A 19,674-nucleotide genomic window follows, 5' to 3' on the forward strand; every position below is an offset into this window, starting at 1 on the left:
AGCCGCGGAAAAATGAATGTCGATCCGCAGCGCTCCGTAGCTTCATACTTTACCGGGTGAACGCAAGACACCACTTTCGATCGAAATGAGGCGGAGGGCTGTTGTCCCCCTTGCCGTGAATGACCGTTCTGGATTCGGCCCTCTGGGGCCGGAATATCGTATCTAAGATTCGAAAGCTGCCCAGCAAGCTAGCTCTTGTTTCGGCTCCATTTAATTATTGAAGATGGTGTAGTGTCACGAGACTGATGCCCACAAGGCTGCATCTAGCGACTTGCGCCCATTGCCGGCAAGCCAGAACGCGAAAGTCAGCAGATCGGGGTTGATTTCGTGCATGAGGCTCAGATCGACCTGCTCGGCAAGCGGCCCGTCTTCCAGGCTCTTTGCCATATGCGCGAGATCAGCGTTTGCAGCGAGTATGTCGTCGGAAAACCGTTCATAGGCTATTGGGCGTCCGGCTGCTTCACTGAGGACGATCTCAAGCTCGCGCCCGGTCCGGCGGTCGCTCGCGACTTTAAGCGTTGCGCCGCCAAAGCGGGACTTGTCGGCAAGCACAGCAGCAACGAAACGGCCGATGTCTTCCACAGCGGTTAGCTGAATCGAATGGTCGGATCGGATTAGGGGCACTATTCGGCCCTCATCCAGACCATAGCCTGGCCGTACCAACATTTCCATGAAAATCATCGGTTGGATGATGGTGGTTGTCATGTCGAGTTGCCGAACATGAGCTTCGATACGAGGCTTTGCGTCAAAACGCGGAACGCCTGTCAGTTCATTCCCCACGCTGGCACCCGATGAATAAACAAAATGGTCGATACCGGTTTCAGCAGCTATATCTGCAATCGAGATACCACAACGAACTTCGTTCTCGGCGGCCAGGTTGGCTGGCAGTACGCTAAAGACGCCATAGGCGTCTTTCATCGCTGAGCGGATAACATTGGTCTCTTCAAATGAAGCCTGCACTAGCTCGACGCCTGCATTTCGCAATTGCAGAGATGCAGCTGTGCTGGAATCCTGAACGAGCGCGCGAACGGGCCATCCCGCCTTCAACAAGGCTTTGGCGACAGATCCTCCCCGTCTTCCAGTCGCGCCGAAAACCAGAATGGGGTGCTTGCTATTGGTCACTTGAAACCCTCGCGTTAAACAAGAGCCATCCATATATAGGAATAATGTTCAGCGGGAAGACGGCGCATTTTTCAGCGTCAGGCACAAGGATGATACTGTTGAACAAAGATATCGATACCGGCACACCGCGCTCATCAGAGAACGACAGGCAATTCAGGCCCATCCCGTCAAACGGGGTTTGCAGCCTGCTAAGTGACAAATGGACTGTTCCGGTTCTTTGGCGTCTTTCTCTTACTGACGATCATCGGCTACGCTTTTCAACATTGAGAAAAGAGGTCGGTGAAATCACCCAGCGCATGCTGACGCTCACGCTGCGCAATCTCGAGCGTGACGGTTTCGTCAGACGCCATTATTTCCCTGAAGTGCCGCCACGTGTCGAGTATGAGCTGACGGAGATCGGCCACGGAGCGTTGCAAGCCCTTGAGGGGTTCAACTTCTGGGTCCACGACAATCTGGATGCCATCAAGGCGCGCCGCCGCGCTTATGATCAGGCGGAGTTGTCAATCCAAATCCGCGAAATTGGCTGAGAAAGTTAGATGTCGGCCCAAGTTAGCAGCGCTCAGCTGAGCCCGCTTCGCGCTTTAAAGCAGACGTCCAGCGATTGTTCTGTGCTAGATGCCGCCTACTATTGAATGAAGGTTTCGTGAAGATGACACCAATACCGCGGGCCTTTGTCAGATATCTTCAGGGCAACTGTGGAGCGTCGAACTGTGCTAGACGCCGCACCTTCGCGATGAGTCTCCTGGTAAGTCAATAAAGCGCCAGTTTCCCAGACGGTAACAAGATCGATGTTTTCGACATAAATTCTCAAGTCTGGCCGTTTTCCGTGGTTTGCGGCGAACATATGCCTGACATCGTCTTTGTCCAATGCGATACCTTTTGTCGTTATCATCGAAAAGTCCGACGAAAATCGGGTCATCAATGCAGTCAGGCGATCAGATGAAAGCTCGCCTCTGAACCATTTCTCGATGTCCACGTGAATATCGACGATATCTTGGCACAGCGCTTCGACCTTGACCATAATCTATTCCTTTCAAGTTGAAGCTGGGCTTATGCAGCCAGATTTACCGCAGTTGCCTTCAAGCGCAGAACGAGGGGAACCGGAATAAGGGTTAGCAGAGCTGCTGCAACAAAGGTCCAGTGATAAGCAGCGTCATCGCTTCCGGCAAGGCCCGTCGCCATCAACAGACCGAGCAGGCTTCCCATCACGCTGGAGCCGAAAGAAAAGCTGATCTGCCTGTTGATGTTCCAGAGTGCGCTCGCTTCGCCGAGGCGAGCTGAGGGAACGGAAACGAAAGCTGCCGTCTGTGCCGCACTCGTGCACAGGCTGGCTCCAAACCCCATCGCGGCGAATGCGGCAAGTGTTGCGGCTGACACGTTGGCGATGGGTACGGCCATCAGCAAAAGTCCCGCGCTCTCCAGCACCATGCCGGTGAGAAAAAGGACACGCGGTCCTCTTACAGGGTAGACCTGCCGGGTGGTCAGAATGGCGAGAAAGGACATGAGCGCCCAAGGTATCATCATCGAACCAGTTTCGGTCGCAGTGAGGCCGATCCGGCTTTGCAGGTAAAGGGCGACGACAATGTTGGCACCTGTAAATACGCCTGGTACACAAAGATAGATGATGCTGCCTACACGCAGCATTTCGTTCGAAAGCAGGCGCAGATCAAGGAGGGGCTCTCGCGAACGCAAAGCAAAGTGCATATACCCCGCAGCGGCAATGACCGCGACACCGAGCATAAGAGCGCCGGTCAGCATTCTCTCGCCTTCTGCGACAAGCGACAAACCGATGGGGAGTGAAAAGAGCGCCACCGTGCTCAGCAGAAAGCCGATGAGATCAAACGGCCTTTGCGCTTTTTCTTCGGTCTCGCCGGGCATCCAGGCCAGCGCAAGCGCAGCGATTCCAAGGACCATTACGGATACACCGGCGAATACCCAGCGCCAACTGGCATGATCGACGGCAAACCCCGATATAGCAGGCGAAAGCGCCGGCACGAGCAGCGCGACCATCATCACGACCGAGGTCAGATGCGCCCTGTCCTCGCGCGGGTAGGCACGATAGGCCATAGCCTGTCCGACCGGTACCAGGAGGCCGCCGCCAAGCCCCTGCAGCAGACGGCTTGTCAGCACCATCTCGATATTGATTGCCAAGGCTCCGCCGATACCCGCGAGCGAAACGACCAATAGTGAAATTATGAAAACGCGACGCTGCCCAAAACTGTGCGCCAGCCAGCTTCCGACTGGGATGGCGACCGTAAGACCGAGCATGTAGACGGTTCCGACCCAGGCCAACTGCGTGACGGAGGCCTGCATCTCAAGCTGCATCGTTGAAAGTGCCGCGTTGAATATGAACATATTTGCGAGATCGACTGCAAAAGCGAGGAGATAAAGACTGGCGATTTTTAAGCGTTGCGACATCGGGCTGTTTCTTCCAGGCGGGCGTGACTGCCATCGCAATAGCACCTTTCAATTTCGCCAACTAGAAACTACAATTCGACATCATTCGTCGAATATACTTTCCAATTGGAGCCATTTTGTCAGTCAGCCTCGATCGCCTGTCAGCATTTCGTACTGTCGTCGATTCCGGGTCGTTTACCCTTGCGGCCAAGCGTCTCAATCAGGCGCGGGCCGCCGTCAGTTTCAACATCAAACAATTGGAGTTGGAACTGGGCGTTACGCTGCTGCATCGCACGACGCGCAGCCTTGCGCTGACGGATGCGGGCGAGCGCTTTTATGCCAGATGCCTGCGAATATTGGGAGAAATGGATGAGGCCGTCGCCGAGGCGAGGCAGGAGCAGACGGGATTGAAGGGCTCGCTACGGATAACCTCGACTGTTGAATACGGAACGGTCGTGCTGGCACCCGTACTTGCCCGGTTCTCCGCTCTACACCACGATCTGGATATTATGTTCGAGGCGGGATCATCGAATGCCGATCTGCTGCGTGACCGGTTCGATGTCGCTATTCGGTTAGGCCGTTCCGAGCAGTTCTCCAACCTCAATTACGCCGGGGTCCACTTGGGAGAGTATGAGGTCCGCGCGGTGTTTGCTCCTGATCGCGGGTACGGTGTGATGACATCTCCCGACCCCGAGTTTCTCACTCGACTTCCGCATGTGGTTCATTCTTCCATGAGCCATGTCCGGGAATGGACGATGTTCGACCAAAAGGGCGAAAAGCACGTCTTCATTGCGCCACGCAGATCGCGTCTGGTGACGAACAATGCGTCCACCGTGAAGGCTATGGTGATTGCGGGTGCAGGATTGGCCCTTTTGCCGGACTGGTTCATCGCCGCAGAGTTGCAAGACGGTCGACTTGTCGATGCCATGCCCGGCCATCGGCTACCAAACCAGCATGTGTATGCCATGCATCTTCCAGCCGAGATCGTATCGCGCAAGATCGCCGCCTTCGTCGCCTTCCTCAAGGATCAGGTGAGGCACGAGAGGAGATGATGCCTGTAAAGCCGTGGTGCTGTCGCAACACGAAGATGATAAAGTCGCTTTGGGCCTCTTAGCGGTCTGTCGGTAATGCGCTTTGAAGCGGTCATAAGCTTGCATTGTCTCACAGGCTAACATACAGGTATATCCATCGCGAAAAACGACCGCCGTCCCAAGGCCGTCGAAGATAAGTCCGCTACGCCTATTGTCGTGGCTGCACCAGCGTCTCCCGAAGCAACAAATGCAAATCAGAGGAGCGTTGACGTGCGCAATCTCATCACGATCATTGGAGCGGGCCTTGCTGGCCTTACCCTAGCACGCATTCTTTATCTTCATGGAATTCCAGCGACCATCTACGAAGCCGAGAATTCTGTGGATTCACGGAAACAGGGCGGATTGCTGGATATTCATGCCTATAATGGTCAGCTCGCCCTAAAGGCGGCCGGACTTTATGAAAAATTCCTGAGTCTAGTCCGTCCTGGCGAAGATGCGAAGCGTGTTGTTGATATGAACGAGGTGATCCTATTCGATCATCCCGGCGGCGCAGTGGCAAATCGTCCCGAAATCGACAGGGGCGATCTTCGCCATATGCTGATCAGTTCTATTCCTTCAGACACCATCAGATGGGGCCACAAAGTCACTTCGATAGTTCCGCTTGGAGTCGGCCGCTTTGAGGTCACCTTCGCCAACGGATCGACCACTGCAACCGACCTGCTCGTCGGTGCGGATGGCGCATGGTCTAAGGTTCGCCCGCTTCTGTCTGATGCGGCGCCCATCTATTCGGGCATTTCCTTCATAGAAACACTGCTGTTCGATGGCGATACTCGCCACAAGGCAAGCGCGGACGCGATTGGCAACGGCACATTGATGGCGGTTTCGCCTGGCCAGGGCATCCTTGCACACCGTTACGCAAACGGGACGCTTCATACATATGTGGCTTTGAACAGATCGGAGGAATGGACGCGTTCCATAGACTTCAGCGATCCAAAGGCGGGCTTGGCCCAGATCGCGGGGCAATTCGAAGGATGGGCTGCTCCGCTTATCGCACTGATCACCGATGGTGAAACCGCTCCTTTGCTTCGCCCGATCTATGCCTTGCCAGTGGAACATCGATGGGACCGGGTTTCGGGGGTGACCCTACTTGGAGATGCTGCGCACCTGATGTCACCTTTCGCGGGCGAAGGTGCGAATCTTGCCCTTTATGATGGTTCGGAACTGGCCAGAGCGCTCGTGTCGTCACCTGACAATCTGGAGTTTGCCCTGTCGGAATACGAGAGACACCTTTTTCCAAGAAGCATCGAAATTGCCGCGCAGAGCGCACAGAACCTAAGCCAATTCTTTGGTGATGATGCTCCCGGAAGTGTGGTCCGCCTCTTCAGGAAGCATCTTGGATAGAGGCGTTATGCTCGCCAAGGATGTCTGCTCTTGCCTCTTGCCTGTCTGTCGGAAATGCGCGCCCATGCCGGTCATTACCGGAACATTCTCTCGTTTTCCAAAACGGGCGTCAGCTCTTAGACCTGTCAAGGTTCTGGAAGGCTTAGATGCTGACAGTCGAATGCAGTTGGCATCACGATGGAGTTAGCCGCAAGGAATACTGCCGTCGACCGCCGCACTCGAATCGTGCCAACGTCATTGAATGCGCAATACCGATGAACAAGTCGACTGGCAACGAGGCACCTGCCAAACCAACCGGTTGACAGTCCGCTATTGGCGATCAGGGGGGCATAAACCTTCCCTGATCGCTTTGCATGGACTTTTTGGAAGCGGTGCCTGCCTCTTGCCGATGGCGCGGGCACTGGCGGATTTTGATGTTGTCCTTCCCGATGCTCGCGGCCATGGTGGAACTAGCTCACCTGTGACAGGCTACCGATATACCGACCATGCGAGAGATGTTGTCGAACTCATCAAATGTTTGAAGCTAGATTGCCCGATCTTGATCGGCCATTCAATGGGCGGCATGACGGCTGCGGTGGCAGCCGGCGAGCTTGGTTCGTCCGTAAGGGCGGTCATTCTCATAGATCCAACCTTCCTCGATGCGAAGATGCAATGTGATGTCTACGAAAGTGGGGTCGGTGAGGAACACCTTCAGTTGCTCCAATCGACGAGAGATAATCTGCTCGATAAAGCGCGCCACAAAAACCCAAACCGTTCGGAAGAACTGATCCGCCATCTTGTCGACGCTCGACTTCAGACCAGTATCACCGCCTGCGAGGTTCTCACTCCACCAAGCCCGGATTGGCGCGAAGTGGCGAGGGCTATTGAAGTTCCGACACTCCTTGTGACAGCTGAGCGTGGCATTATCTCGCGCGAAATGGCGCGAGATTTGCAGGGGCTCAACCATTTGTTCCGTCATCAACACGTTGCTGATATCGGCCACGGGCTGCCCTATGACGCACCGGATAGGTTGGGCACAATCCTGACTTCATTTTTGGCTCAAGTGGCTGCTTTCGGGTCCGGCGTTCCATCAACGGAATAACTGAAAAGGGCCTCAACTCGGACAAAGGTATCCGTCCCTTTGATTTCCGCTCTCACCTTTCTACATCCCAACATCGGACAGTCCGCACACGTGAAGAGTTTCGGGCACCGTTGGGCGTACGAAAGTCCCCGGGGAAGGAACCCGCGGGCCACAATCAACGGCTATGGGAATTTCTCTTTTTGGCCGATGTCATTGATGTCGTGCCCGCATCCGGGAGGCGGTCCCATTGATGCAGTCGGACGAATCTGCGGTGTGTCCGCATGGGGGTGCCGACATAATGATAGGTGAGCGCCGCTATGTCGCCGGTGAAGATCGTGCTCAGCACATGCGGGTGCGTTGCCGAAGATCGAGCGCCTTCGGTTGAATACCGGGCTATGCCATGCTGGGTCATTGCGAGTTCTCCCGGTTTGTTTTGGGTGTGTTTGGCGGCCCGCGCGGTTGCCGCCATCGCTCGAACACCTCGATGACGATCATGCGCCCTCCACAGCAAGAGCATGGCGGGCGGAATTCATCAGGCTCCTTCGATTGATCATTCGTCGCCGTTGGCGTGACAACGTTCAGCAGTTCGCGCACCAGCGCCAGGCTGATTTTACGCACGCTGCTGGCGAGCAAGCCGTAGTGGCGGATGCGATGGAAGCCGCGCGGCAGCACGTGGAGCAGGAAGCGTCGAATGAACTCGCCGGTGGCCAGCGCCATGACCTGCCGGCGATCAATTCCGTCGCGGCGATAATCCTTGTAGCGGAATGTGACACTGTCATTGTCGAAGGCGATCAGGCGGTGGTTCGAGATCGCGACCCGATGCGTGTAGCGTGAGAGATAGGCGAGAACGGCTTCCGGACCCGCGAATGGGGCCTTTGCATAGACCACCCAGCGCTTGGTTCGAACAGACTTAAGGTGATGCAGGAAAGCGCGCCGGTCAGTGAGGTGCCCATCGATCCGAAGAAGACGAGACGGCCTGCATCGCGCAGGGCGTTGAGCCGTGTGAGGAACAAACGGCGAAACAGCTTGCCGAGAACGCGCACCGGAAGCAGGAAGGCTGGGCGTGACGAGACCCAGCGGCTTCCGTCAAGCGAGATGCCGCCGCCCGGCACGATCATATGGACATGCGGATGATGGGTCATAGCCGACCCCCAGGTGTGGAGCACGGCGGTGATGCCGATGCGCGCGCCGAGATGTTTTGGATCGGCAGCAATCGTCAGCAGCGTCTCCGACGCGGATTTGAACAGCAGGTCATAAACGACCGCCTTGTTCTGGAAGGCGATGTCGGACACCTCGGTCGGCAGCGTGAACACGACGTGGAAGTAGCTGACAGGAAGAAGGTCGGCCTGGCGCTCCGCAAGCCATGTCCGCGCAGCAGCGCCCTGGCACTTTGGACAGTGCCGGTTGCGGCAAGAGTTATAGGCGATCCGCCACTGGCCGCAGTCTTCACAAGCTTCGACATGCCCGCCAAGCGCTGCGGTGCGGCAGTTCTCGATCGGCCGACATCACCTTCAACTGGTCGAGGCTCAGATGCCCGGCATGGGCGATCCGATATTCAGGACCAGCAGCATGGAAGATATCGGCGACCTCAAGCGAGGTCTTCATGGCTCAGCTGTCAGGCGCAGACCCTTCCGCTTTGAACAAACCAAGTCGATCCAGCGGACTCGTCACTGAGCGCACAGTGCGTGTCGCAACCTTGGTGTAAAGGGCCGTGTTGTTCAGCTTGGCGTGACCGAGCAGTACCTGGATGATGCGGATATCGACGCCGTCGTCCAGAAGGTGGGTGGCAAACGAATGGCGCAGCGTGTGCAGTCCCACGCGCTTGTCGATGTCAGCCTTGCTTGCAGCTTCGACTACAACGCGGTGCAGTTGGCGCGTGCTGATGGGCCTCAGCGTGTTGATGCCTGGAAAGAGCCAGCCATCCCACCGCATGACGCCCTGCCGGTAGCCGGCTTGCCACCATTGGCGCAGAAGCGTGAGCAGATCTTCTGACAGCATGGCGTTGCGTCCATGCCCGCCCTTGCCGCGCTCCACTCGCAGAAGCATGCGCTCGCTGTCGACGTCGGCGACTTTCAGCGAAGCCACTTCCGATACGCGCAGTCCCGAACCATAGGCAACGGCCAGTGCCGCCTGATGCTTGAGACAGGTTGTGGCATCAAGAAGACGCGTCACTTCCTCACGGCTCAGAACCACCGGCAGTTTGCGCGGGTGCGCCAGACGCACGAGACGGCGGGCAAGATCAGGGCGATCAATCGTGTTATTGAAGAAGAACCTCAGCGCCGACACGACACTGTTCATCGTCGGCACCGGGACGCCCTCGCTTTGCTGCCATATCTGGAAGCGGCGCAAATCGTCCACGGACGCGGTATCGGGGGGCCTCCCGAGAAAGCTGGCAAGTCGTCCGATGTCGCGCAGATAGTTGCGTTGGGTCTCGTGCCCGAAGTGGCGCAGGTTCATGTCGTCGATCAGGCGTTGACGAAGCGGGCTGATCGCGGGCGAATTCGGTTGGTTGTGCATAGTCAGGCTCCTGGTTGAAGAAGCCAGTCATTCTCTGCTCGCTCCGAGCGACACTCAACGCAGAGTGCAATGGTCGCTCTGTGCTTGCTACCTCAGTCGCACGCGCCTTCCTGCGAAGCGGGTTCGTTCTCCGGCCCCATACCAGTCATGGAAATCGAGAAGAGAACAGGTAAGCTGGTGCTAAGAAAGCCACTCTCGTGAATCTGACTTAAAGATATAAACATTTCTTTATGTGCTATTGACATTACGTGTCTGATGCGCGAAGTTTATCGTGCTTAGGTTCCCCGGGTGTCGCGTGCGACGTGCCGGGGCTAAGAGGGAAGTCGGTGCCCCGTCCCATTCGGGAAAGCCGACGCTGCCCCCGCAACTGTAAGCGGCGAGCTGATGTCCAACGTGTCACTGGGGAGATTCCTTGGGAAGGCGGACAGCAGCAGCGACCCGCGAGCCAGGAAACCTGCCTTAGCGAAATAACGTCCACGGGCGGGGTGTCCCGGTGTGCCGTAGCGAAGACCGCGTAGCGGTCTGTGTTGCTATGTGTTCGCTGACCCATGCCCCCAAACTCTTTGGGGTAAGTCATGTCTCAAACCGCAATTTCAGTCATCGCCAAGGGCGAGCCACTCGTTGATCACCTAGAGATCTTGATGAGTCACGACTTTACGTTCCGACTTAAGAGTCAACCTCTTGATGAGGACTATCACCCCTCAGATAATACGCGTATCACGACCAATTTCGCCAATTTGGCCAGGGGGGACAATCGCCAGGAAAATCTCCGTAACGCCTTGAAGATGATTGACAATCGCTTCAACGCGCTAGCCCATTGGGACAACCCAAAAGGTGATCGCTATTCCGTTGAACTCAAAATCATTTCGGTTGAACTCAATATCGATGCTGAAGAGAACGAAGACGCTTTTCCGTTGATCGAAATACTGAAAACGGAAATCGTTGATCATAAGACAAATGAACGCATAAAAGGCATTGTGGGGAACAATTTCTCCTCATATGTTCGAGATTATGACTTCAGCGTCGTGTTGCCAGAACATAATAAGGGTCGTCAGGCATTCACCACGCCCGAGAATTTTGGTGACCTGCATGGAAACCTGTTCAAATGCTTCCTGAACTCGGATGTTTATACAGAACATTTCCATAAGGCGCCGGTCATTTGCCTGAGTGCTTCTAGCAGTAAGACATATCTTCGAACTGGAAATCAGCATCCGGTGTTGGGTGTTGAATACCGGCAGGATGAATTGTCTGCGACAGACCTGTACTTCAAGAAAATGGGATTGCAGGTTCGCTTCTTCATGCCTCCGAATAGCGTTGCGCCGTTAGCGTTTTATTTTCTCGGTGACTTGCTCGATGACTATACCAATCTCGAGCTCATCGGCACCATCAGCACGATGGAGACTTTTCAGAAGATCTACCGGCCCGAGATTTACAACGCGAATTCCGCGGCAGGGGCCAGCTATCAGCCAAATCTGAAGCATCAGGATTATTCACTGACCCGTATTGTCTATGATCGAGAAGAACGGAGCCGACTGGCTGTTGAGCAGGGAAAATTTGCTGAGGAACACTTCATCAAACCATACAAGGCCATTCTTGAACAATGGTCTGCCAATCACGCTCGTTGATAATCACAAAACATAAGGCTGCCCATTATGAAAAGATTGTTGCCTACCTCAACCGCTGGCAGCTTGCCCAAACCCTCGTGGCTTGCTGAACCTGAGAAACTGTGGTCGCCTTGGAAAATGCAGGGTGACGAGCTGATTGAGGGCAAAAGAGACGCCTTGCGCTTGTCCTTGGACGATCAACGACAGGCAGATATCGATATTGTCAGTGATGGCGAACAAACGCGCCAGCATTTTGTCACGACCTTTATAGAACATCTCAGCGGCGTTGACTTTGAGAAACGCGAGACTGTCAGAATTCGCAACCGCTATGACGCAAGTGTACCGACAGTCGTTGGTGCTGTGTCTCGCCCGAAGTCGGTTTTTGTTGAAGACGCCAGGTTCTTACGCCAGCAGACCAGTCAACCGATCAAGTGGGCTCTTCCGGGGCCTATGACTATGATCGATACGCTTTATGATGCCCACTATAAGAGCCGTGAAAAGCTGGCTTGGGAGTTTGCCAAGGTTCTCAATGAAGAAGCGAGGGAACTGGAAGCCGCAGGCGTTGATATCATCCAGTTCGATGAGCCGGCATTCAACGTCTTCTTTGACGAGGTAAATGACTGGGGTGTAGCTACCCTGGAGAGGGCCATTGAAGGTCTCAAGTGCGAAACAGCTGTCCATATTTGCTATGGCTACGGCATCAAGGCCAATACCGATTGGAAAAAGACATTGGGGTCCGAGTGGCGTCAGTATGAGGAGTCCTTCCCCAAACTGCAACAATCCAATATCGATCTCATCTCGCTGGAATGCCACAACTCCCACGTTCCGATCGATCTTATCGAACTTCTTCGAGGCAAGAAGGTCATGGTTGGGGCCATCGATGTGGCAACACATACTGTTGAAACCGCTGAGGATGTCGCCAGTACTTTGCGAAATGCACTTAAGTTCGTCGATGCCGACAAGCTCTATCCGTGCACCAATTGCGGAATGGCTCCGCTGCCTCGGCAAATAGCGCGAGGCAAGCTGAATGCCTTGAGTGCAGGTGCGGAAATCATCAGAAGGGAACTTTCGGCCTAGTACCGCCAGAGCTGCAAGACGCCGACATGATCATGACGGACCACTGCTTCGTCGACAATAACGAAGCAGTGGTCGTATCGATATGTCGCGCCTCGCCGCTGCGGGAAGTCGTTAAGTGCCGTCAGGCGGGGGCAGGTTCCGGTACAATCGTTTTCACGATGGAGGCGTCGAGGGCTTCGTAAGCTGTCAGACCGATTGTATTATAGAGTTCTGCACGCGTTTGCATGTCTCCAAGCACAGACTTTGTCGATTCTTCCACCTTGAGCGTACCGTAGAGCCGTTCTTGCGCTTTGTTGGCGATGCGCAGCGAGGAAACGGGCCAGATAATCATCCGATATCCCATTTCTTCGAATTCGGATGCCGTAAAGAATGGCGTTTTTCCGAATTCGGTCATATTTGCCAGAAGAGGCACGCCGGGCATTCGGCGGGCAAACTCGCGAAACATATCGGCATTGGTCAGGGCTTCCGGGAAGATGGCATCCGCACCCGCTTCCAAATAGAGCTTGGCGCGCGCCACAGCGCCGTCGATACCTTCGCTTGCTGCGGCATCGGTGCGCGCGATCAGGTACAGATGGCGACGCGCTTTGGCGGCAGCGGCCACTTTTGCAGCCATATCATGCGCGTCTGCGAGTTTTTTATCGTTGAGATGGCCGCATTTCTTTGGAAGCAGCTGGTCCTCAATGTGGACAGCTCCGGCACCCGCGTCCTCGAATGTACGCACCATATGCATCACGTTGAGCGCTTCGCCGTAACCGGTGTCTCCATCGACAAGCAAAGGCAGGCCGCTTGCTCGTGCGATCTGGCGGATGAAGAAGGAAACCTCGTCCACCGTAATCATGCCGAGGTCCGGTATTCCCATCGAAGCGGTCATGGCCGCGCCGGACAGATAAAGCCCGCTAAAGCCTGCGGCTTTGGCCTGCAGAGCCGCCATACCGTTGTGCGCGCCCGGCAGTTGTAAAATGGTTCGCTGATCCAGCAGTTTTCTGAACCGCACGCCAGCGGGCTCTGATGCCAGGTCAGAAGCAACAAGATAGGTCATCATATTTCCTTAAGCAGCATGGGGTTGAGCAATAAGCGAACCGCGATGCTCGATGGGAATAAAGGCTTTGTTCTCAGGGCCAACGTAGTTTGCCGAGGGCCGGATAATCTTGTTGTCGACACGCTGTTCGATAACATGGGCGGCCCAGCCTGAGGTTCGCGCGATGACGAACAGTGGGGTGAACATGGCCGTTGGAACACCAAGCAAATGGTACGAGACAGCACTGAACCAATCGAGATTGGCGAACATGTTTTTGGTGTCCGCCATGGTCGTTTCGATGCGGTTGGCGATGTCGTACATGCGCGTCGAGCCTGCCTCGTTTGAAAGGCTCAGAGCAATCTTCTTGATGACTTCATTGCGTGGATCGGCAACCGTATAGACAGGATGACCGAAACCGATAATGACTTCCTTGGCTTCCACCCGACGACGAATATCCGCTTCCGCCTCATCGGCATGGCTGTATCGCTTCTGGATTTCAAAGGCCACTTCATTCGCCCCACCATGTTTTGGTCCGCGCAAGGCGCCGATAGCGCCAGCGATAGCCGAGTACATATCCGAACCTGTTCCGGCGATAGAGCGTGCCGTGAAGGTCGAGGCGTTGAATTCATGTTCCGCATATAAGATCAGCGAGACATGCATGGCCTGCACATACGAGTCCGTTGGCGATACCCCATGGAGGAGGTGCAGAAAATGCCCGCCAATCGAGTCATCATCCGTCTCGACATCGACGCGCCGACCGTTGTGCGCAAAATGATGCCAGTACAGCAACATTGAACCGAGCGACGCCAGAAGGCGGTCCGCAATATCGCGTGCGCCGGAATGATTGTGGTCCGATGCTTCTGGCAGAACGCAACCAAGCGCTGAAACGCCTGATCGCAGAACATCCATCGGATGAGTGGCTGCGGGCAATAGTTCAAGCGTGCGTTTTACGACATCAGGCAATCCACGAAGGGATTTGAGCTTTGCCTTGTAAGCGAGAAGTTCTGTGCGGGTGGGCAGATCACCATGGATGAGGAGATAAGCGATCTCTTCAAATTCGCAGGTTTCGGCCATGTCGAGAATGTCATAGCCTCGATAATGCAGATCATTGCCTGTCCGCCCGACTGTGCAAAGTGCCGTGTTTCCGGCCACAACGCCGGAAAGAGCCACAGACTTCTTGGGTTTTGGTGTAGTCATGTTCCATTCCTCCCGTAATGTTCACACTTTCCAGTCGAAGATTCCGCTCGCGGCGGGAACGCCCAGCCGATCAGGCACAACGCTGAAATTCAGGCCGTCAAGTTCATCGGGCTTCAGCGAGGTCAGCCGTTCGACGGCTGCGATGAAACGCTCCTGCTCGGAAACATCGACTATTCCGTCTGCCAGGGTCCGGAACTTGTTAATGTAGTCAGGACGTTTGAAGGGGCGCGCGCCCAACGGGTGGGCATCGGCAATCGCCAGCTCGTCCTCGATGATCGATCCGTCTTTCAAGGTTATGACGACCCGGCCACCGAAAGCCTTCTCCGCAGGGTCTGCGCTGTGATAGCGCTTTGTCCATGTGGGGTCTTCCACCGTCGCAATCTTGTGCCACAGGGCTACGGTTTCAGGTCGCTGTGCACGCTCAGGCGCATAGGATCGCTCATGGTGCCAGCCGCCATCTTCAAGCGCCACAGCAAAGATGTACATGATTGAGTGGTCAAGCGTTTCGCGGCTGGCCATCGGGTCCATTTTCTGCGGATCGTTAGCGCCAGTTCCGATCACATAATGTGTGTGATGGCTGGTATGGATGACGATGCTATCCACATTTGAAAGTTGGCCAATTTTCGGTCCCATACGCCGCGCAAGGTCAATCAGGGCCTGACTTTGATATTCCGCCGAATGCTCCTTGGTGTAGGTGTCCAGGATGGCGCGTTTGGGCTGACCTTTCCCCGGTAGCGGAACAGCATATTGCGCCTGAGGGCCGCTTAGCAGCCAGGCGATAAACCCGTCTTCGCCTTCCCATGCAGGTGACGGCGCGCCTTCTCCGCGCATAACGCGGTCGACCGCTTCGATGGCCATTTTCCCCGCGAATGCGGGTGCAAAGGCCTTCCAGCTGGAAATCTCGCCTTTGCGTGATTGCCTTGTTGTCGTGGTCACATGCAGCGCTTGTTGAACCGCCTGATAGATTGTCTCAGTGGGTAATCCAAGCGCTGTTCCAATGCCAGCAGCGGCCGATGGACCAAGATGGGCGATATGGTCGATCTTGTGCTCATGCAGGCATATGCCTTTGACGAGGTTGACTTGAATTTCATATCCGGTTGCAATGCCGCGAGCCAGATCGTTGCCGGAGAGACCGCAATGTTGTGCCACCGCCAGAATAGCTGGGATATTGTCGCCGGGATGTGAATAATCTGCTGCCAGAAACGTATCGTGAAAGTCAAGTTCGCGAACCGCGACGCCATTGGCCCACGCAGCCCATTCTGGCGAAACGCGCTTGTCACCTGAAAGCCCGAATACTGTCGCGCCTGGCGCGTAGGGATGAGCGATGGCCTGCGCGCGGGCGCTTGCAACCGGGCGTCGCGCCAAGGATGCCGCAGCAACAGACGCATTGTCGATAATGCGATTGCCGATCATCTCGACGACATCGTCGTCAAGTGGCACGTTATCGGCGGCAACCGATGCGATTTTCCATGCGAGCTGGTCTTCTCGGTCCAGATGTTCGGCTGATTTGTAGGTGCGGACGGTATGAGTATTCACGAATGCATCTCCTCAAGTGCACATCGCGCCAGTTCGAGATTGGCGCTTGCGAATTTCGCAATAATTCGCAATATCCACTTATCGGTAACTCGGTAAATGACTGAAATTGTGTAGTTTTGTGAAGCGAAATCGGTGAATTTGCAAAGTTTGCAAAGTCATCAATTGTTGGTTGGAGGAGCTGATGAAAAAACCGTTTGTGGGCGCGCGGCTGAAAAGACTGCGCGAGGAACGTCAGCTGACCCAGCAGGCGCTGGCAAATGCACTTGGGATTTCTCTCAGCTACTTCAACCAGATCGAAAACAACCAGCGTCCGATCACGGTTCAGGTTGTGTTGCGCATGAACGCAGCGTTTGGTGTTGATGTTCAGTTCTTTTCTGAAGACGATGACGAACGCCTGATCGGTGAGCTGAAGCAGGTATTTTCAAACCCGCTGCTGGGCGAGACGGTTAGCAACAGTGAGATCAGGGAGATCGCCAGCAATATGCCTGCCGTGGGACGCTCGGTCCTCCAGCTATACAAGCAAATGCGAAAATCCATCGAGCAGTCCGAGACGCTGGCGATGCGTTTGGGTGATCCACGGCAATTGTCGTTAGAGCAGCTTCCTTCAATGCCATATGAGGAAGTCCGCGATTATTTCTATGAAAGAAGCAATCACATTGCGAAACTCGACCGGTGTGCGGAGAAAGTTGCCGAAGAACTTGGCATGAAGATCGGTCGTTTCGATCAAGCCCTTGCGGAGCGCCTCAAAAGCCGACACGCAATCTCTGTTGAATATGGTCATTCTTTTGATCAGGAAAACGCTCTTAGGCGTTTTGATCCAATCGCGCGAACCCTGACATTATCCAACGCGCTTTCCCCCGGGCAGGGCGCGTTCCAGATGGCCACGCAATTGTGCTTTCTGGAACAAGCGGATCTGCTCGACAGCCTTACAGGCAACGCGACATTCTCCAGTCACGAAACCGTTGCTCTCGCCCGTGTCGGTCTTGCAAATTATTTCGCGGGAGCAGTCATTCTGCCCTATGGATCATTCCTGCAATCGGCGGAACAGCTGCGCTATGATATTGATTTGCTGGGACAGCAGTTTGGCGTGGGTTTTGAAACCATTTGCCACCGACTGAGCACCTTGCAGCGACCCGGTGCAAATGGAGTGCCGTTCTTTTTCGTGCGCGTCGACAGAGCTGGTAATATTTCCAAACGTCAGTCTGCAACAGATTTCCACTTTTCCAGAATAGGCGGAACCTGTCCCCTCTGGACGGTCTACGATGCCTTCTCTTCGCCGGAGCGGATATGCACGCAGATTGCTGAAATGCCGGATGGTCGGGCTTATCTGTGGGTTGCCAGAACCGTTACACATCATCATGGCGGTTACGGCGCGCCGGATAAGACTTTTGCCATTGGATTGGGATGCGACCTCAGGGATGCAGAACGGGTAGTCTACTCCAAGGGGCTGGCCATCGGTGATCAGAGCGCGAGAGCGATGATCGGCGCGGGATGCAAACTTTGCGAGCGCAAGGAATGCACCCAGCGTGCTTTCCCTCCGATAAGCCATGAAATGCAAATCAACGATAATGTGGCAGCAATTTCACCTTATGCAGCCAACTGACAAGAAGGGAATCTGCAACCCTATTCAGTTAATCAACGGCCTCCCAGCCTCCTGAACGCGGGACGAGTGTTTTCCTTGACCTGCCACATTGGTTCGATATCAATTAAACACATACACGTTCATGCGGATTCTAAAAAATCGGGTCTGAATTGACAGCGGAGTGACGGACAAGTTGATTAGACGATGAAGATCGCCTTCTATTCTCCATTAAAGTCTCCTTATCATCCGGTCCCTTCCGGAGACCGGCTTATGGCGAGACTGTTGATTGCAGCATTGGGGCGTAGCGGCCATGAGGTGGAAGTCGTATCAGAATTCCGCAGCTTCCTGAAAACTCCCTCGACCGAAGCATTTGCTACACTCGAAGTGCAGGCTGAACGAGAGATTGAACGGATTTCAGCACATTGGCGACGCGATACCGTTCCGGATTTGTGGCTGACATATCATCCCTATTACAAGGCTCCCGATCTCCTCGGACCGATGCTATCAACGTTGTTCGACATACCCTATGTGACAGCAGAAGCATCCTATTCCGCGAGGCGCAACACGGGCCTCTGGACGGAGATACAGCAAAACTTGTTGAAAGCTGTTGGACAGGCCGCCGTCAACATTTGCCTGACCGAGCGTGACCGAAGGGGGCTGCTAGAGGTGGCCCCTGGCGCTCCCGTCGCGATGCTTACGCCTTTTATCGATTGCGGGAGTGTTGCCGAGGTAGTGCCCTATACCGAGCATGATCGGCTGATAGCGGTGGCGATGATGCGCAGCGGCGACAAAATGGACAGCTACCGAATGCTGGCGGGATCGTTAGCGCAGCTCAATGATATTCCGTGGACACTCTCCATTGTGGGAGATGGTGTCTGTCGCACGGAAGTGGAAACACTGTTTGCCGGCTTCTCCCCGGGTCGAATCCAGTGGCATGGGGAAATGGAGCCGTCTCAAATCGTAGGTCTGTTTGCACAAAGCGCTCTCTATGTCTGGCCCGGATGTGGCGAAGCCTACGGACTTGCCTATTTGGAAGCACAGGCCGCCGGATTACCGGTTGTTGCCCAGGCCATTGCCGGCGTACCGGAGGTCGTGGTCGACGGGCGTACCGGCATTCTCACATCACCGGGCGATATAGGGGCATTTGCTCGAGCGATAGGCTCGATGCTGGCGGATACCCAAACCCGCGACCGCATGTCTTCTGCGGCTCGGCAGTTTGTGCAAGACGAGCGGTCGTTGGAAGTGGCGTCCCAACGTCTTGATGAAATTCTCAAACATCACGTGGGAACCACATAATGGGGACTGACATCTGGGAACCGCTGAAGAGCGAACTGGACCGATGGTATAAGGCTGGAAAAGTCGCCGACTTCTGGCTGCGTGATGACGATGCCGTTTCGCCGACACTGGCGCTGGCACAATTGCGTGATCTGAGCGTACGGCATTCTGTTCCCGTGACGCTGGCGGTTATCCCCGAACATACCGGGCATTCGCTCGCGGAGTACCTGAACGACTGGTCGCTGGCGACGGTAGCCGTCCACGGTTGGTCGCACACCAACTTTGCCAGCGAACATGAGAAGAAGCAGGAGCTAGGCGAACATAGACCAATCGCAGTGATTACAGCGGAACTGAAGGCTGGTTTGAACCGTCTCGCGGCCCTTCATGATGGCCGCTTCGTTCCCGTTCTCGTGCCGCCATGGAACCGCATTGCACCTTCTCTGGTGGGGACGCTTGCCGGTCTTGGGTTTCAGGCTCTTTCGGTTTTCGGACCAGAGAAGATCGGTCCGTTGCCGATGATCAACACCCATGTCGATCTGATGGACTGGCATGGGACGCGGGGGGCTCGCGACCATGCGGCGCTGGTTGAAGATATCATCCATCGACTGCAGGTTATGTTTGCTGGCGGCGGCAGCATGGGGATCCTGACCCATCATCTGGTGCATGACGAATCCGCGTGGCGATTTCTCGACACACTCTTTAATCAGACAGCATCTCATCCAGCGTGTCGCTGGACAGCGCTACCGGATCTGCTCATTCAGACTAGGTGACCGACTCATAAGATCGAAGCCAAATACGAATTGAAGCAAGCTGGATAGATGCGAGGAAATTGTCGTCGCGTTTGTCGTATCGGGTTG

The 19,674-nt window shown here is 55.1% G+C and carries 17 protein-coding genes, 1 pseudogene and 1 riboswitch; of the genes and pseudogenes, 9 read left to right on the forward strand and 9 right to left on the reverse strand.

Annotated elements, in window-relative coordinates; translation table 11 throughout:
- Window positions 1-234 precede the first annotated feature (234 nt).
- Window positions 235-1,122, reverse strand: a complete 888-nt coding sequence (locus FHW03_RS25100) for an NmrA/HSCARG family protein (RefSeq protein WP_182523144.1) — start codon at window positions 1,120-1,122, stop codon at window positions 235-237.
- Window positions 1,123-1,211: 89 nt separating this feature from the next.
- Between FHW03_RS25100 and FHW03_RS25105 the strand changes: the two genes are divergently transcribed.
- Window positions 1,212-1,649, forward strand: coding sequence for a helix-turn-helix domain-containing protein (locus FHW03_RS25105; protein ID WP_280992515.1), 438 nt, complete (start codon window positions 1,212-1,214; stop codon window positions 1,647-1,649).
- A 98-nt stretch (window positions 1,650-1,747) separates the two neighbouring features.
- Here FHW03_RS25105 and FHW03_RS25110 read toward each other — a convergent pair whose 3' ends face one another.
- Window positions 1,748-2,143, reverse strand: a complete 396-nt coding sequence (locus FHW03_RS25110; RefSeq protein ID WP_182523145.1) for a DUF4440 domain-containing protein — start codon at window positions 2,141-2,143, stop codon at window positions 1,748-1,750.
- A 29-nt stretch (window positions 2,144-2,172) separates the two neighbouring features.
- The gene (locus FHW03_RS25115; RefSeq protein ID WP_182523146.1) at window positions 2,173-3,540 is read right to left on the reverse strand and encodes an MFS transporter; all 1,368 of its coding nucleotides are present in this window, start codon (window positions 3,538-3,540) and stop codon (window positions 2,173-2,175) included.
- Between the two features lie 116 nt (window positions 3,541-3,656).
- On the opposite strand from FHW03_RS25115, the gene FHW03_RS25120 reads away from it, so the two are divergent.
- From FHW03_RS25120 to FHW03_RS25130, 3 genes are all read left to right on the forward strand, one after another.
- Window positions 3,657-4,571 (forward strand): LysR family transcriptional regulator, encoded by a 915-nt coding sequence (locus tag FHW03_RS25120; protein WP_182523147.1) that lies wholly within the window; start codon window positions 3,657-3,659, stop codon window positions 4,569-4,571.
- A gap of 249 nt (window positions 4,572-4,820) precedes the next feature.
- The gene (locus FHW03_RS25125; protein ID WP_182523148.1) at window positions 4,821-5,951 is read left to right on the forward strand and encodes an NAD(P)/FAD-dependent oxidoreductase; all 1,131 of its coding nucleotides are present in this window, start codon (window positions 4,821-4,823) and stop codon (window positions 5,949-5,951) included.
- A gap of 241 nt (window positions 5,952-6,192) precedes the next feature.
- Complete coding sequence (locus tag FHW03_RS25130) at window positions 6,193-7,032, forward strand: alpha/beta fold hydrolase (RefSeq protein ID WP_182523149.1); 840 nt, start codon at window positions 6,193-6,195, stop codon at window positions 7,030-7,032.
- 154 nt (window positions 7,033-7,186) lie between these two features.
- Here FHW03_RS25130 and FHW03_RS25135 read toward each other — a convergent pair whose 3' ends face one another.
- From FHW03_RS25135 to FHW03_RS25145, 3 genes and pseudogenes are all read right to left on the reverse strand, one after another.
- Complete coding sequence (locus tag FHW03_RS25135) at window positions 7,187-7,423, reverse strand: hypothetical protein (RefSeq protein WP_182523150.1); 237 nt, start codon at window positions 7,421-7,423, stop codon at window positions 7,187-7,189.
- Window positions 7,420-8,616: pseudogene (locus FHW03_RS25140) on the reverse strand (IS91 family transposase). Before FHW03_RS25140 ends, FHW03_RS25135 begins: the two are co-directional and overlap by 4 nt.
- Before the next feature lie 3 nt (window positions 8,617-8,619).
- Window positions 8,620-9,528, reverse strand: coding sequence for a tyrosine-type recombinase/integrase (locus FHW03_RS25145; protein ID WP_182523151.1), 909 nt, complete (start codon window positions 9,526-9,528; stop codon window positions 8,620-8,622).
- Window positions 9,529-9,788: 260 nt separating this feature from the next.
- Window positions 9,789-10,005, forward strand: a riboswitch (cobalamin riboswitch).
- Between the two features lie 164 nt (window positions 10,006-10,169).
- Between FHW03_RS25145 and FHW03_RS25150 the strand changes: the two genes are divergently transcribed.
- Together FHW03_RS25150 and FHW03_RS25155 are read left to right on the forward strand one after the other, a co-directional pair.
- The gene (locus FHW03_RS25150) at window positions 10,170-11,153 is read left to right on the forward strand and encodes a DUF1852 domain-containing protein (protein ID WP_182523164.1); all 984 of its coding nucleotides are present in this window, start codon (window positions 10,170-10,172) and stop codon (window positions 11,151-11,153) included.
- Between the two features lie 27 nt (window positions 11,154-11,180).
- On the forward strand, window positions 11,181-12,209 hold the full coding sequence (locus FHW03_RS25155) for a methionine synthase (protein WP_182523152.1): 1,029 nt from the start codon (window positions 11,181-11,183) through the stop codon (window positions 12,207-12,209).
- A 121-nt stretch (window positions 12,210-12,330) separates the two neighbouring features.
- Here FHW03_RS25155 and prpB read toward each other — a convergent pair whose 3' ends face one another.
- Genes prpB through FHW03_RS25170 form a run of 3 tightly spaced genes read right to left on the reverse strand, consistent with a single transcriptional unit; the run spans window position 12,331 to window position 15,960 of the window.
- A complete protein-coding gene (prpB, locus tag FHW03_RS25160; protein ID WP_182523165.1) occupies window positions 12,331-13,248 on the reverse strand; it encodes a methylisocitrate lyase in 918 nt (305 codons plus the stop codon).
- A gap of 9 nt (window positions 13,249-13,257) precedes the next feature.
- The gene (gene prpC, locus FHW03_RS25165) at window positions 13,258-14,424 is read right to left on the reverse strand and encodes a 2-methylcitrate synthase (RefSeq protein WP_182523153.1); all 1,167 of its coding nucleotides are present in this window, start codon (window positions 14,422-14,424) and stop codon (window positions 13,258-13,260) included.
- A 21-nt stretch (window positions 14,425-14,445) separates the two neighbouring features.
- A complete protein-coding gene (locus FHW03_RS25170; RefSeq protein WP_182523154.1) occupies window positions 14,446-15,960 on the reverse strand; it encodes an MmgE/PrpD family protein in 1,515 nt (504 codons plus the stop codon).
- Window positions 15,961-16,141: 181 nt separating this feature from the next.
- Between FHW03_RS25170 and FHW03_RS25175 the strand changes: the two genes are divergently transcribed.
- The 3 genes from FHW03_RS25175 to FHW03_RS25185 all read left to right on the forward strand — a co-directional run bounded on the left by FHW03_RS25175 (window position 16,142) and on the right by FHW03_RS25185 (window position 19,587).
- On the forward strand, window positions 16,142-17,563 hold the full coding sequence (locus tag FHW03_RS25175) for a short-chain fatty acyl-CoA regulator family protein (protein WP_182523155.1): 1,422 nt from the start codon (window positions 16,142-16,144) through the stop codon (window positions 17,561-17,563).
- A 183-nt stretch (window positions 17,564-17,746) separates the two neighbouring features.
- Complete coding sequence (locus tag FHW03_RS25180) at window positions 17,747-18,838, forward strand: glycosyltransferase family 4 protein (RefSeq protein ID WP_182523156.1); 1,092 nt, start codon at window positions 17,747-17,749, stop codon at window positions 18,836-18,838.
- Window positions 18,838-19,587, forward strand: a complete 750-nt coding sequence (locus FHW03_RS25185; protein WP_182523157.1) for a polysaccharide deacetylase family protein — start codon at window positions 18,838-18,840, stop codon at window positions 19,585-19,587. The genes FHW03_RS25180 and FHW03_RS25185 overlap by 1 nt, the downstream gene beginning before the upstream one ends.
- The last annotated feature ends 87 nt before the right edge of the window (window positions 19,588-19,674 follow it).

Origin of the sequence: Ochrobactrum sp. RH2CCR150 (assembly GCA_014138095.1) — a bacterium.
Lineage (GTDB): Bacteria > Pseudomonadota > Alphaproteobacteria > Rhizobiales > Rhizobiaceae > Brucella > Brucella gambitense.

What these genes read in the sequence shown, in the direction of transcription:
- FHW03_RS25180 (WP_182523156.1), top strand. Translation starts at nt 17,747, where the DNA reads ATGAAGATCGCCTTCTATTCTCCATTAAAGTCTCCTTATCATCCGGTC.
- FHW03_RS25105 (WP_280992515.1), top strand. Translation starts at nt 1,212, where the DNA reads ATGATACTGTTGAACAAAGATATCGATACCGGCACACCGCGCTCATCA.
- FHW03_RS25150 (WP_182523164.1), top strand. Translation starts at nt 10,170, where the DNA reads ATGAGTCACGACTTTACGTTCCGACTTAAGAGTCAACCTCTTGATGAG.
- FHW03_RS25110 (WP_182523145.1), bottom strand. Translation starts at nt 2,143, where the DNA reads ATGGTCAAGGTCGAAGCGCTGTGCCAAGATATCGTCGATATTCACGTG.
- FHW03_RS25185 (WP_182523157.1), top strand. Translation starts at nt 18,838, where the DNA reads ATGGGGACTGACATCTGGGAACCGCTGAAGAGCGAACTGGACCGATGG.
- FHW03_RS25115 (WP_182523146.1), bottom strand. Translation starts at nt 3,540, where the DNA reads ATGTCGCAACGCTTAAAAATCGCCAGTCTTTATCTCCTCGCTTTTGCA.
- prpB (WP_182523165.1), bottom strand. Translation starts at nt 13,248, where the DNA reads ATGACCTATCTTGTTGCTTCTGACCTGGCATCAGAGCCCGCTGGCGTG.
- FHW03_RS25135 (WP_182523150.1), bottom strand. Translation starts at nt 7,423, where the DNA reads ATGACCCAGCATGGCATAGCCCGGTATTCAACCGAAGGCGCTCGATCT.
- prpC (WP_182523153.1), bottom strand. Translation starts at nt 14,424, where the DNA reads ATGACTACACCAAAACCCAAGAAGTCTGTGGCTCTTTCCGGCGTTGTG.
- FHW03_RS25130 (WP_182523149.1), top strand. Translation starts at nt 6,193, where the DNA reads ATGCGCAATACCGATGAACAAGTCGACTGGCAACGAGGCACCTGCCAA.
- FHW03_RS25145 (WP_182523151.1), bottom strand. Translation starts at nt 9,528, where the DNA reads ATGCACAACCAACCGAATTCGCCCGCGATCAGCCCGCTTCGTCAACGC.
- FHW03_RS25155 (WP_182523152.1), top strand. Translation starts at nt 11,181, where the DNA reads ATGAAAAGATTGTTGCCTACCTCAACCGCTGGCAGCTTGCCCAAACCC.
- FHW03_RS25175 (WP_182523155.1), top strand. Translation starts at nt 16,142, where the DNA reads ATGAAAAAACCGTTTGTGGGCGCGCGGCTGAAAAGACTGCGCGAGGAA.